12 protein-coding genes are annotated in these 12,327 nt (G+C 57.1%); 2 read left to right on the top strand and 10 right to left on the bottom strand.

The window, feature by feature from the left end; translation table 11 throughout:
* Nucleotides 1-38: 38 nt before the first annotated feature.
* Nucleotides 39-692 carry a DUF4194 domain-containing protein gene (locus tag ACYZT6_RS28280; protein WP_462029507.1) on the bottom strand — a complete coding sequence of 218 codons (654 nt, stop codon included), beginning with the start codon at nt 690-692 and terminating at the stop codon, nt 39-41.
* Nucleotides 693-694: 2 nt separating this feature from the next.
* Entirely contained in the window at nt 695-2,146 is a 1,452-nt protein-coding gene (locus tag ACYZT6_RS28275) for a DUF3375 domain-containing protein (protein WP_462029506.1), read from the bottom strand.
* A gap of 606 nt (nt 2,147-2,752) precedes the next feature.
* On the opposite strand from ACYZT6_RS28275, the gene ACYZT6_RS28270 reads away from it, so the two are divergent.
* Nucleotides 2,753-3,760 carry an Abi family protein gene (locus ACYZT6_RS28270; RefSeq protein ID WP_462029505.1) on the top strand — a complete coding sequence of 336 codons (1,008 nt, stop codon included), beginning with the start codon at nt 2,753-2,755 and terminating at the stop codon, nt 3,758-3,760.
* A 345-nt stretch (nt 3,761-4,105) separates the two neighbouring features.
* Here ACYZT6_RS28270 and ACYZT6_RS28265 read toward each other — a convergent pair whose 3' ends face one another.
* The 6 genes from ACYZT6_RS28265 to ACYZT6_RS28240 all read right to left on the bottom strand — a co-directional run bounded on the left by ACYZT6_RS28265 (nt 4,106) and on the right by ACYZT6_RS28240 (nt 8,148).
* Nucleotides 4,106-4,318 (bottom strand): hypothetical protein, encoded by a 213-nt coding sequence (locus tag ACYZT6_RS28265; protein WP_462029504.1) that lies wholly within the window; start codon nt 4,316-4,318, stop codon nt 4,106-4,108.
* Nucleotides 4,315-4,581 (bottom strand): hypothetical protein, encoded by a 267-nt coding sequence (locus ACYZT6_RS28260; RefSeq protein ID WP_462029503.1) that lies wholly within the window; start codon nt 4,579-4,581, stop codon nt 4,315-4,317. Before ACYZT6_RS28260 ends, ACYZT6_RS28265 begins: the two co-directional genes overlap by 4 nt.
* Nucleotides 4,582-4,601: 20 nt before the next feature.
* On the bottom strand, nt 4,602-5,231 hold the full coding sequence (locus ACYZT6_RS28255; protein WP_462029502.1) for a hypothetical protein: 630 nt from the start codon (nt 5,229-5,231) through the stop codon (nt 4,602-4,604).
* On the bottom strand, nt 5,228-5,794 hold the full coding sequence (locus ACYZT6_RS28250) for an RNA polymerase sigma factor (protein ID WP_462029501.1): 567 nt from the start codon (nt 5,792-5,794) through the stop codon (nt 5,228-5,230). The genes ACYZT6_RS28255 and ACYZT6_RS28250 overlap by 4 nt, the downstream gene beginning before the upstream one ends.
* A gap of 1 nt (nt 5,795) precedes the next feature.
* Nucleotides 5,796-7,499 carry a vWA domain-containing protein gene (locus tag ACYZT6_RS28245; protein WP_462029500.1) on the bottom strand — a complete coding sequence of 568 codons (1,704 nt, stop codon included), beginning with the start codon at nt 7,497-7,499 and terminating at the stop codon, nt 5,796-5,798.
* Nucleotides 7,500-7,587: 88 nt separating this feature from the next.
* Nucleotides 7,588-8,148, bottom strand: a complete 561-nt coding sequence (locus ACYZT6_RS28240) for a YbhB/YbcL family Raf kinase inhibitor-like protein (RefSeq protein WP_462029499.1) — start codon at nt 8,146-8,148, stop codon at nt 7,588-7,590.
* Nucleotides 8,149-8,287: 139 nt separating this feature from the next.
* Between ACYZT6_RS28240 and ACYZT6_RS28235 the strand changes: the two genes are divergently transcribed.
* Complete coding sequence (locus ACYZT6_RS28235; protein WP_462029498.1) at nt 8,288-9,817, top strand: FAD-dependent oxidoreductase; 1,530 nt, start codon at nt 8,288-8,290, stop codon at nt 9,815-9,817.
* A gap of 76 nt (nt 9,818-9,893) precedes the next feature.
* Here ACYZT6_RS28235 and ACYZT6_RS28230 read toward each other — a convergent pair whose 3' ends face one another.
* Nucleotides 9,894-11,399 carry a YdgA family protein gene (locus ACYZT6_RS28230; protein ID WP_462029497.1) on the bottom strand — a complete coding sequence of 502 codons (1,506 nt, stop codon included), beginning with the start codon at nt 11,397-11,399 and terminating at the stop codon, nt 9,894-9,896.
* Between the two features lie 284 nt (nt 11,400-11,683).
* Entirely contained in the window at nt 11,684-12,319 is a 636-nt protein-coding gene (locus tag ACYZT6_RS28225) for an NADH:ubiquinone oxidoreductase subunit N (protein WP_462029496.1), read from the bottom strand.
* Between the last annotated feature and the right edge of the window lie 8 nt (nt 12,320-12,327).

Genomic DNA, 12,327 nt, shown 5'->3' with positions numbered 1-12,327 from the left:
GCAGATGCACTTCCATGTCCTTCTGCACTCCCGCTTTTCTAATCCTTACCACCCTCCAACCCCACGAACTCACTCGCGAGGCGGGTTTGATACTGCGCCAACCGAGCGTCGAATTCCGCCAACCATTGAGCATCGACGAAAGCCTTGAGAATGCGTCGTACCTCATAGCTGGCCGATCCACTTGCCGTCTTAAGACGACGCAAAAAGCCCAGTTCAACAATCTTGGTGATGTGAGTGTCAATCTGGTCGATAAGCTTTGTCTCGTTACTGCTCTCAGGCAGGAATACTCGTATCAGCTCGACAATGTCGTCACGCGTCAGGACTAGCCGTGTATCACCGCCACTGGCATCGAACTCGGCAAGCTTCTTGCGCAGTAGGGCCAATAGCAGGCTGACAGGGAAAGACAAGGGGCGACGGGCGACCAGTCGGGGAATCTTCAGAGCAACGTCTTCTTCGCAGAGTTCGGGGCGGCTCTTGAGGAAAGCGTAGCCCTCAGCCTCATCGAGCATCAGGTCAAGTCCCAAAACAGCTACGTAATCACGAATACGAGCCTGCAATTCGAGAAGCCTCCCCCACAAACGCTCATCGCCTTCACGGTAAATAACTCCCTTTAGCAGCGAAACTACCAGTGTAGAAAGGTCCATCTGAGCAGGGTGTACAGGAGCGCCAAGAGCGGTTTGCTCTTCGTTCATTCTCACCTCACAAAAATAATGCGTGGCAGCAGAGCCTGCTTGCTCACTAATGCGCCATCGCGGGCCGTCGCATGCCAATCAATAGACTCAGGTGTAGTTTCGTCCACTACCGTTTTGAACGAATCAGTGCCTAACTGGAGATAAGCAATCAGCTCTGCCAACCCCTGCTGTAAGGGCTGTAACTCGGTCAGCTCACGCAGTGTGATTTGTGAACGATCCTGCAATGCGTGACGGATATGGCTTGCCAACCGTGCAGCATCAACCACCACTTGTGAATACAATGCATCCGCATCCAGATCCTCTTCTCCAGTTTGCAAAGCAATTTCAGCAAACACCGGTTTGAGGGATGGCGTATACAGGGGCCGCTCCATGGTCAGCTCAATATCGGCAGCCAATTCGGCGATGGTCATGAACTCGGCCAAGGGTGGGTCATCACGTGCATTCAAGGCTTTGGCTTCAATGCCACGCAGGATGTCCATAATCCGACGGTTTTCCAACCAAACCTGATCGTCCAGAAAACGCCGCAGTTGTTGTGAAAGTTGAGCGACCGTTCGTTGCGTGTGCTCGCCCGCCTCTAGCCAGTCGTAATGTACTCGTCGAGTGCGGATGTCTGGGTTTAGCTCGGCTACGGGCGCCAACGCAAGAACACGATCAAGCAGTTCAGTCAATTCCTCCTGACGACGGCTTGACATCAGAAAACCCCAAAAAGCTCTAAAGCTGCGTCCTTGATCAGAGTCCGAGATCGCGTCTCGCTCACCCATTATTTCTTCCAACAGGGCACCCTTGGCTCCATCCCACAGTGCTATCCGCTCGCGCACATGCCGATCAAGCAAACGGAAGTTATGCTCGACCTCTCGGAAATCGGAGAGTAACTCTCGTGCCAACTGAGTGAACTGCTGAAACCGATCCTTTAATGCAGTGTCATCCAGAAACGGGATGTTGCCTGCCAGGATTTGTGCAATTTCTACATCGAGGTCATCACGCCGCTTTTGCAATTCGGTGATGCGTTTGCCAGGATCGGCTTCGCTGCCTTCGCTCATTTGCTTCAGCAGCTCGAACAAGGTTAATAGTCGTGACTCAGTACCGACGAAGCCACGCTCAGTCAGGGTGTCCAACCACGAAATGGCTTTCTCGGTTGAGGGTGTCAGATCGAATTGCGGCTCGTCAGACCCCTGACGATAGAACTTGCGTAACCAACCCTTCTCCGGGCTAGCCCATTCATTCAGGTAGTACAGTGCCGGCTTGGGAAAGGCATCGTCGTCCAACCGTCGGCGCAATACGTACAGCTCATCCTCCAACGCTTCAGCCAAGTCGGTAGCGGATATGACACGTACATTAGTAGTTACAAACACTCTATGCAGAAAGCTGACCACCAGCGGCGCATGATCCGAACGCAATAACCGCCACGCTGGATGGTGCGCTCGCATGGCATCTAGGGTGGCGTAATCGATCACTGATTGATTCCTGAGCGGCAGTCGGCGACTCGACAATGTCCCCCCTCTGCTGAATTTGCCAGCGCTGAATTGTTTCACCATCCGTATAGACAATTACAGAATGGTGAACAGATTTATGTCGGTTATCTTTGAGCCTAGGCCATCCCAAACACCTTTCAACAAGCGCCAGTTGCGGATGATGGAATACTTCTGAAACATGTGTTTCAAGCAGACTGGCGTTCATTGTCCAGCCTTTGAGGCACCATGATCTGCTGAGCCGCGCCAGCAAATTGATGAATCTTATCGAGTCCATACACCCAAGGGTAAAGCTAAAACAAGGACGTTTTGCCACGCTCCAGTGTGCGTGGAATGACTTATTAATTGAGGCTCGGGGGAGCAGCGAAGCTGCCATTCTTCAGGAGGTGTTGCATTGGGTGGCACAAAAGCAAAAACGCAACATATGAAGCCCGGTGGCGAGCCGAATTGGCAGAACATGCGCTAGCACAGTTTCCTTACCCCTATTGGCTTCGGCAATCTGACCAGCGGAGGCCAATTGAAAATTCCACGTTTCAACCATCGATTTAACAAAAAACATAATGCGCCACTGGCGATAAGGATGATGACCACATGACGCACGGCTATCCCAAACCGTGGCAGAGCTATAAAGAGCAACTTGAATTGCTACTGGCTCGCGGGATGGTGGTGACGGATCAACCCAAAGCGCTGGAATATCTGGAGCGTATTGGTTACTACCGCCTCAGTGGCTATTGGTTTGCCTTTCGCGAGCGGACTGAACTCTGCTGTCCACTCGATCCGCAGGGCAGTAAAAAGCCATCCAAAACGAAGCCGACTCGCCTACCGCTCGATGATTTCAAGCCTGGGACTACCTTCCAGAATGCGGTCGACCTGTACGTGTTCGATAAGAAGCTGCGGCTATTGATACTGGATGCCCTGGAGCGCATCGAAATTGCATTACGAGTGGACATTTCCCACGGGCTTGGCAAACACGAAAAGTTTGCCTACCTGCGGCCTGAGTTGTTCCATGAAAGCTTTTCAACCCGCCTGGATAGCCAAACAGGCCTGACTAAACATCATGTCTGGCTCGGTAAACACGCCGCGTTGATCAATCGCTCGAACGAAGACTTTATTCGCCACAACAAGGAAAAGTACGGACTTCCGTTGGCGGTCTGGGTGGCGTGTGAGGTTTGGGATTTCGGTACGCTTTCGACCCTTTATGCCGGCATGACAGAGGCTGATCAAGACGCTATTTCGCAGGAATACGGCGTCAGCAACGGCAGGATCTTCGCCAGTTGGCTCCGAAGCCTGAACTATCTACGCAACGTGTGCGCCCATCACAGTCGCCTGTGGAATCGAAACATCGTAGATCAACCGAAACTGCCCCCAGCAGAGCAGGCCCCGGCATTATCTACCTTCCATGACGAAGTACATCGTCGAGCTCGTCCGTTCATGCTTTTGTGCATCACCCAGCACCTGATGAAGGTCATAAACCCATCATCGAGCTGGGGTAAACGCTTGAAAGCACTGCTAGAAGATGATTTCCCGGATTTGACTCATCTGGATCTCAGCCTGGACGGTATGGGGATCGATCAAGACTGGCAGCAACGCGACTGGTAAGGCGGAAAAATTCAGGCAAAAAAAACCCCTGAGCAGTCTCAGCGCCGAAGCGCATCAACCGACAGGGGCCGTGTTGTGGGCGATTATAAGGGTTGAAGAGGTCTCGTCAACTACAGATAAGCAGTGGTGCCCCTATGAACGCAGAGGCAACAATCAAGGAATACTTGACAGTTCAGTTCGACGTCTCGTGCCAAGTTCGCCCCATTTCTTGGGTAGTTCCAGGGTGGTTCTAGGGTAGTTTTCTTGGGTGGTTTCTTGGGTGGTTTCTTGGGTAGTGCGCAAGAATTGCTGCTGAAATCTTAAATTCGACCTCCCCCCTGCGCAATTTCGAATCGATGGAGATATCTACGTAACGTTTTGCTCAGCTTCGATGCCATCAATGAGCGCATAAAGCTCCGCAAACACTATTTCGGCAGCAAAATCTGGTCGCGGATCACTACGACAAGCTGCAATGGGCTCAGCTTGAGCCCGACCAAGCACCTGCTGCGAGTCCGTGTATGACGCGCGCTTAGCCTCCAAGCCGTCATGATCGGGAAGGTGCTTAATGCGGCTTTTCATTCAGTCGTCCAATCAAACTCGTCGTACTCATCATCCTCTTCGTCCTCAACCTCTTCCTCATCAAGAACGTCTTCCTCCAGCGCTTCCTCTGCCTGCTTCGCCAGAAGAAACTCCTTTCGACTCTCCGTCACTGCTCGCCGCAATTCCTCACCCTTCACAGGGCAGTTGAGCATTTGGGCGATGCGATCGATTTTTTTCGCCACGGCATCCTCCAACGCATCGGCTATGGCCCGATAGTGCGCGCTTTCGGGTGTTGATGCCAAATCGCTGACCGCTTTGCCTCTCAGTTTTTCTGCAGATTCTTGAGTCGGGCGGCGAGGTCTTCCTTGGGAAAGCGTTTGTGCAACGTCGCCATCAGGTCGTCGGCCGCTTTAGTTTGACCGGCATTTTGCAGGCGTATGACTTCCCGTAATTGATCGTCGAGAAACTTCGGTGGGGCCGCGAAGCGTTTGCTGACCTGCGCTTCTTCAGCCATATCAGCGCTGATCGATTCGTTCTGTGCGGGCGCGGCAAAATCGGCCATTGGCGCCACAGGCGCAGGCGCGGACATCGCGCCAGCCGGGGCAGCCATTGAACGGGCAACCGATTCCGGCGCTTCTGCGGCTTCTTTCTTGGCCGCAAAAGATGAGGTTTTGGGTGCAGGGCTGGAATCGTAGGTCGGCACTTGCTCTGGCGTACGTTGCACCAGCGCCAACATCAGCGCGACACCAACGAGGCTGGCGAACGCGACTTGCCAACGGGGTTTCTGGCAAGCCTGGACCCAGCGTTGCCAAAGGTTCAGTTTCGGCGCGGGCGCTTCACGGTGCGCGGCGGCCAGAATGAAAGCGTCGAGATGGGCCGGTGGTTCGCCAGCCGCGTGTTCACGAAAATGCTTCACCACATCGTCATCCGGTGTTTTGCGGGCGTCAGTCATGTCAGTACCTCCTCGGCCAGCAGCCGACGCAGTTTTTGCTGGGCGTAGCGCAAGCGACTCTTGACGGTTTCCAGGGGTGTTTCGGTGAGGGTGGCAATCTGCGGCAGGTCGAGATCGCCGTGGGCGCGCAGCAGGAAGACTTCGCGCTGGTCGGCGGGCAGGTTTTGCAGGGCGGCTTCGAGGCGCTGGCTGTCGCGGCTCAGGCTCAGCAGTTGCTCCGGATCGGTCGCCTCATCAATCACGGCGTGGGTCTGTTCGTCATAGCTGTCGTGCAAGGGATTGTGGATTCCATGTTTGCGCCAGTGGTCGATCAATCGATTGCGGGCAATTTGAAACAGCCACGTACGAAAATTCGCCCGGCCTTGTGGCTGACTGGTGCTGCGGATCAGGCTCAACCAGGTTTCCTGGTAGACCTCTTCGGCCAGTTCCGGTTTGCCGCTCAAACCGAAGAGGAATCGGTAGAGGCCCTGGCGATGACGGGCGTACAAGATCTCGAACGCTGGCCCGTCGCCTGCGCGATACCGGGCCAGCAGCGATTCGTCGCTCGGTTCAGGCGCTGACATGTCAGTTGTAATCTCCTTTATGCGGCTGACTGTTGGAGGCGGTGGTGGTGGTCCGCAGGCTCTGCGCCAACTCGACTAACTGCACGAACTCTGCCCGCAGACCGAATCGGTCGTCACCCCGTGCACCGCGTGCCAATGCCTCGGTGTCCTTCAGGCTGAAATCACCGGTATAGCGCCCATCCTTCAATTGCTGGGAAAACGCTGCCACGGCCGCCGCAAATCGCAGGTCATCACTGGCTTTGTCGACCGAACCACCCGCGATCGGCCGCTCGATCAAGCGACTGTTCCCACCTTCAGGCAACTGATAACGCACACGCAGCATCGCTAATTCCCCGCTTGTACCGGAAGCAGCCGACTCAGACTTGCCATACCGCAGCGGCTCCAACCAGCCCTTCTCGCCCTTGGGCACAATTTCATACAGTGCTGTCACCGTGTGTCCTGCACCGATTTCACCGGCATCGACTTTGTCATTGCTGAAATCCTCACGCTTCAACGCACGATTCTCATACCCCAGCAGCCGATATTCGCTGACCTGCGCCGGGTTGAACTCCACTTGCAGCTTCACGTTTTTCGCCACCACCGCGAGGGTCGAACCGAGTTGATCCACCAGCACCTTGCGCGCCTCGCGCAGGTTGTCGATGTAGGCGTAATTGCCATCGCCGGCATCGGCCAGTTGTTCCATCAGGTGTTCATTGTAGTTATCCACACCAAAACCCAGTGTGGTCAGGGAAACGCCGGTCTTGCGTTTATCCACAGCCATTTGCTTGAGGCTGTCGAAGTCGCTGATGCCAACGTTGAAGTCACCATCAGTGGCCAACAGGATGCGGTTGATGCCTTTAGCGATGAAGGCCTGCTGTGCCATCTGATAAGCCAGTTCAATGCCCGAGGCTCCCGCCGTCGAGCCACCGGCGGTTAATTGATCGATCGCTGTACGAATTTTCGCTTTTTCCCGTCCGGAAGTCGGCTCGAGTACCACACGCGAATCGCCGGCATAGACCACCAGCGACACCCGGTCCTGCTCGCGCAGTTGATCGACCAGCAGTTTCAGCGTGCTTTTGACCAACGGCAGACCTTCGCGACGGTCCATCGAGCCGGAGACGTCCACCAGAAACACCAGGTTCGCCGGGGCCAGATCCGCGGCCGCACGGTCCGAAGCCTTGATGCCGATGCGCAGCAAACGGGTATGCGGGTTCCACGGCGAGGGTGCGAGCTCGGTGGTCACGCCAAACGGCGAGCCATCGGTGGGCAACGCGTAGTCGTAGGGAAAATAATTGACCATTTCCTCCAGCCGCACCGCGCCTTCGGGCGGCAGGCGTCCCTGATTCAGCAAGCGACGGACATTGGCGTAAGCGCCGGTATCGACGTCGGCACTGAAGGTCGAGACCGGCGCCTCGGCCACGCTGTGAATCGGGTTATCCGCCAGCGCCTGATATTGCTCGCGCTGCTCATCCCGATAACCCGGCGCAGCCATTTCAGGTGCAAAACCCGCTATGGGTGCCGGACGCACACTACGCTTGGCCATCGAGGCATCCGCCGCAACGGACTCATTGCGCACCAGCGCCTCAGTCTTGATTGCACCTTGAGCCGGAGGCGACACCACAGCGGAATCAGGTTTAGAGGAAACACCGCAACCGGCAACGGCCAGCAGCAACCCGACTGTGAAACCCTGGGCGGCCGGGTGGAGGAAGTGCAGAGGGAGGGACATGGGGGCTGACCTCAGGAGGAAATTGATCCATTCATCCTCTGAGACGAGCCCCCCTTCAGGTTCGGGTTAAACCGGCCGGAAATTAATTTCAGCGGTGATAACGCCGCACCACGCTGCTGTTTTTCAGCACATGGCCTTTGATTTTTTCCAGCAATTGCGCGCGTGTCAGGCCGGCGGGCAAGACGTCCGGAGCGAGGTCCAGGGCGTAGAGCTGAATAATGTAGTGATGCGCACTGTCGCCAACCGGCGGGCAAGGACCGACGTAACCCGTGGAACCTTTGCTGTTGGTGCCACCAACGCCTTCAAGGGCAGATTTTGCGCCGACACCGGCCGCAATCTGGTGCGTCGTGGCTTTGATGCCGTAATGCACCCAGTGATCGACACCTTGACCTCTCTGGCCGTCCGGATCGTGCATGACGATGGCATAGCTCAAGGTGCCTGCCGGGCCAGTGTTCCAGTTCAGCGCCGGTGACGCGTTGTGCCCGCCGCAACCCGGGGCATCGCTGGCGGCGGCCGAGGTGAATAGCCGGTCATCCGTGACACCCGGGATATTCAGGGTGAAACGCTCCTGGGCCTGTGCCGGAAATTGCACGCAAAAGGCGACTGCAACGGCCGCCAGCCAAGGGTTCAGAGAGGTCAATCGGGTCATTCCGGAGCACCTTGTGCGGAGGGGGACTTTTTCGGCTTGCGAACTATAGCTGTACCGTTCGTGCGGTGGCAGTGGGAATTGGCTGAACCTCGGGTTACGCGCCAAACTCTTAAGTGAATCGCCTGCCTGGAGAGTGATCATGGCCCTGCACCGCGTCGCCCGTTTCGCCGATGTGCCCGAAAACCGAGGCCTGGAAGTGCGAATCGCGGACACCAAAATCGTTTTGCTGCGGGTCGGCGATCAATTGCGCGCCTATCAAGGCGAATGCCCCCACGCCGGGGCGCCGCTGGCCGAGGGTGCGCTGTGTCATGGACGCCTGATCTGCCCGTGGCACAAGGCCGCGTATCGGATCGAGGATGGCGGGTTGTGTGAACCGCCGGCACTGGACAGTCTCAAGCGCTATCCCCTGGAAATGCGCGATGACGAGGTCTGGGTCGACGATCAGCCGCTGTCCGACCCACACACCCCGCCGGCCGATGACGAGCGCACGTTTGTGATCGTCGGTGCCGGTGCCGCCGGCACGGCCGGTGCGGCGGCATTGCGCGAGAAAGGCTTCGGCGGCCGCGTCGTGTTGATCGACCGTGAAGCCGATGCCGGTTACGACCGGACGGTGCTGAGCAAATTCGTAATTGCCGGGGAAATGCCGCCAGAAGAAGTCCCGCCGCTACGAGAAGAAAGCTTTTACCGAGAGCAGCGGATCGAACGCATCAACGGTGAAGTGGCAAACCTGGATGCAGCCAACAAAACACTGCGCCTGGCCGACGGTCAGTCGCTGACGTATGACGCGGCATTGCTCGCAACCGGCGGCACACCCAACCCCCTCACGCTGCCCGGCGCCGACTTGCAGCAAGTCTTTTTGCTGCGCTCCAAGGATCAGGCGGCGCGGATTCTGAGCGCTGCGAAACCAGGCCAGCGGGTGGTGATCATCGGCGACAGCTTCATTGCCCTGGAGTCCGCATCGGCCCTGCGCCAATACGGTCTGGAGGTTACCGTTCTGGCCCGCCACGCGGTGCCGTTCGCCAAGCAGTTCGGCGAGGCGGTCGGCAAGGCGATTCGTGCCCTGCATGAAGCGAACGGCGTGGTGTTCCATACCGACAGCGAAGCCGCCCAGATCGAAGGCACGGACAAGGTCGAAGCGGTGAAACTGGAAAACGGTCAACGTTTGCCGGCAGACCTGGTGCTGGTCGGCATCGGCGTCAGCCCGGCAACGGAACCGTTTGCCGATTTGCCCAAAGAAAAAGATCGCTCACTGCAGGCAGACGGCGGCATGCGCGTGGCCGAAGGGCTCTGGGCGGCGGGTGATATCGCGACCTTCCCGCTTAACGGCCAGCCGCAACGGATCGAGCACTGGCGCCTGGCCCAGCAACAGGCGCGGATCGCCGCAGCGAACATGCTGAGCGGCGACGAACACTACCTCGACGTACCGTATTTCTGGACCTGGCACTTCGGAAAAAACTACGACTACCTCGGCCATGCCGAAACCTGGGACGAAGTCGAGTTCAAGGGCAACCCGGACCATCCTCCTTTTATTGGCCTGTTCAGCAGGAACGGCGTGGTCGCGGCGGCTGTCGCCTGCGACAAAGAGCGAGCGATGGCGATGCTCGCTGAACGGATGAAACAACCGTTGCCGGTGGATGAGGCGTGGCGGCTGATTCGGGACGAGGATTAGATTTTAGACGCCACACAGCAAAACGCCCGGCGTCTGCATAGCGCAGAGGCCGGGCGTTACGTTGAAGCGAGCGGTTTTACTGAATCGGTGCAACGCCGCCGAGCTTGCTCATCACGAAGCCGACAAATTGCTCAACGGTCATTTTCTGGCCATTGAATTCCACCTGATTGTTGGCGTAGTGCAATTGGGTGACGATGTCGTTGCCTTCCAGTTTGGCCAATTGCGTACCAACGGCCATGCTGCTGAACATGTCCGCGGTCGCCGTCGCCTGATCGGCAACGAGCTTGACGTCGGTCTGACCCTCGATCTGCGACTGCACGGTGAGCAGGTCAACGAGCATTGGCTTGGACACTTTCAGGTTGAAATCCAGCAGCGCAATCAACTGTTGGGTCAGCTGGTCTGGCGGCAGGTCCATGGACTGCGGCTTGGTCAGGTCGAGTACCAAATTGGCGCGGCTTTCACCGTTGGTGGATTTGAACGACAGATTTTCCAGAGCCACTTGCGGGCCTGCCGCGAGCAGTTTTTCCAAGCCGGTTTTGACCTGCGCCTCTTCGGCCGGGGTCAACACCAGTTCCGGGGCCGGTTCACCGGCGGCAGCGGCTTCAGCGGCGGCTTTCTCGTACGGCTGCAGTTTGGTCTGGTAGACCTGCATCAGCGACATAGTCGCCGGGATGTCGAGGTTTTTCAGGCTCATGGCCATTTGCGCAGAGCCGACAGTCTTGCCATTCAACGACACTTCGCCAACCTTGTAATCGGCACGCCCCGAAGCGTTGGTGCCCGATTCTTCGGTCTGGTTCTTCATTTCAAATTTCTTGAAACCCAATACCGATTGCTTGGCGCCGAAGGTGGTTTTGCTGTCGGTCAGCTCGACGGTGTTCTCGCCGGTGTAGTAGCCGTAGGTACTTTTTGTCAGGTTGCTGGCCAGGGTCAGGCCGTTCAGTTCTACCTTCACTGGCGTCTGGTCTTCGGCGACCGTGCTCAGGGTCAGGCTGTCCATGTAACCGTCGGCCTTGACCTTCTGCGCTTGAGCGCTGGCGGCGACATCGAGGTTCAACCCGGAGAATTTGAGGCTGGACTTGTCGTCCAGCGCCACGTCCAGCGGCAGCAATTGCAGGGTGCCGTTGGTGGCATTGTCGTAACCGATGTTGACCACGCCCGTGAGTGGGGACTTGTCCTTGGCAGCGGCGAACCATTTCTCGGTGGTCGGGGTTCTTTCCAGTTCGTAGTGACTGGTGGCCATGACCGGCAGCCATTTCAGCGACACCAGGCGCGAGAACGGCAGCGGACCGTGTTCGAGACGGTCGACAAACAGCAACTCGACCGGCGCTTCGCCGAACATTTCACCTTCGCCCTTGAGGCGGTAGTGCGCGGTGCTGCTGAAAATGTGACGCTCCAGCGACACCAGTTCCAGCGTCGCTGTGCCGTTGGAACCGACCAGCGCGGCTTTCAGCTCTTTGTTGGCGTCGGCGATCGAAGTGTTTAGCACGCCTTCGATTTTGGTGCCGGTATACCAGGCACCACCGGCGCTGATTGCACCGATGGCAACGACGATTCCAAGAAGCACGCCTGCTGATTTATTCATGAATTACCCGATCAATGTCCGTTGTTGAAAATGTGGTCGTCTTCCCTGAACCCATGACGGGTTGCGGTCGCGACTGCGCTGAAAGTGCGAGGCAGATTAGCATCAGGCGCACCGGGCGACCCAATGTTTAAAGGTTAAAGAGTGTCTATGGACCGCGTGCAAGGGTCGAGAGTTTCGGCGCTCATGAAATCGCCTTCGCGGGCAAGCCTCGCTCCTACAGGGTCAGCGCAATCCTTGTAGGAGCGAGGCTTGCCCGCGAAGGCGTCGGCCGAGGCAACATCAATTCAGGAATACTGCACTTCCATCTCATCCAGCTGATGATCAAAGCTCTTGAGCCGCGCCGTCCACGTATACACCAGCACTTCAAAATCGCGATTGATCACCGCCCCGCCCGTCACTTCCGCACGCGGATCGCAGAAGTCCAGCTGATAGCGTTCACGGGCCATGGCAGTGGCAACATCGGAGAGTTCACGGGCATTGTTGAGCCAGTGCCTATCGTCGTCGGAGACTTGTTTGTCCAGTTCAAGGCACTGTTTTTTCAGGGTCTCGAGGCTTTTTTCCAGCGGCGTGCCGGTAAGTTCGCCCATGACTTCCTGGAACGTGCGCCCCGGTTGCCAGTAACTGCCCCAGAAATACCGGTCAAACACCGTTTCGACCCGACGCAAAGCCACCTTGGTGTCCCAGATCCGCACCAGGGTCTTGCCTTGTTCGAGTTGTCTTTTTTTGATGCGCTGGCCCTGGACTGAAGCCCAGGCCACGACGACGATTGCCATCACGGCAATCAGCGCGGCAGCGCTGTCCAGGAACACCAGCGCCTTGTCGATCTGGTGGGCCAGCATGATGCCGTAGAAATAGGTGGCCGACAGCAGAACCAATGCTGCGATAGCGCACCAGAAGCCGGGAGCATAAGGGTTTTTCATTATTAGAT

This window comes from Pseudomonas sp. RT6P73 (assembly GCF_054897715.1).
Note: the sequence above shows the minus strand (reverse complement) of the source record. Positions and strands in the feature narration are given on the sequence as shown.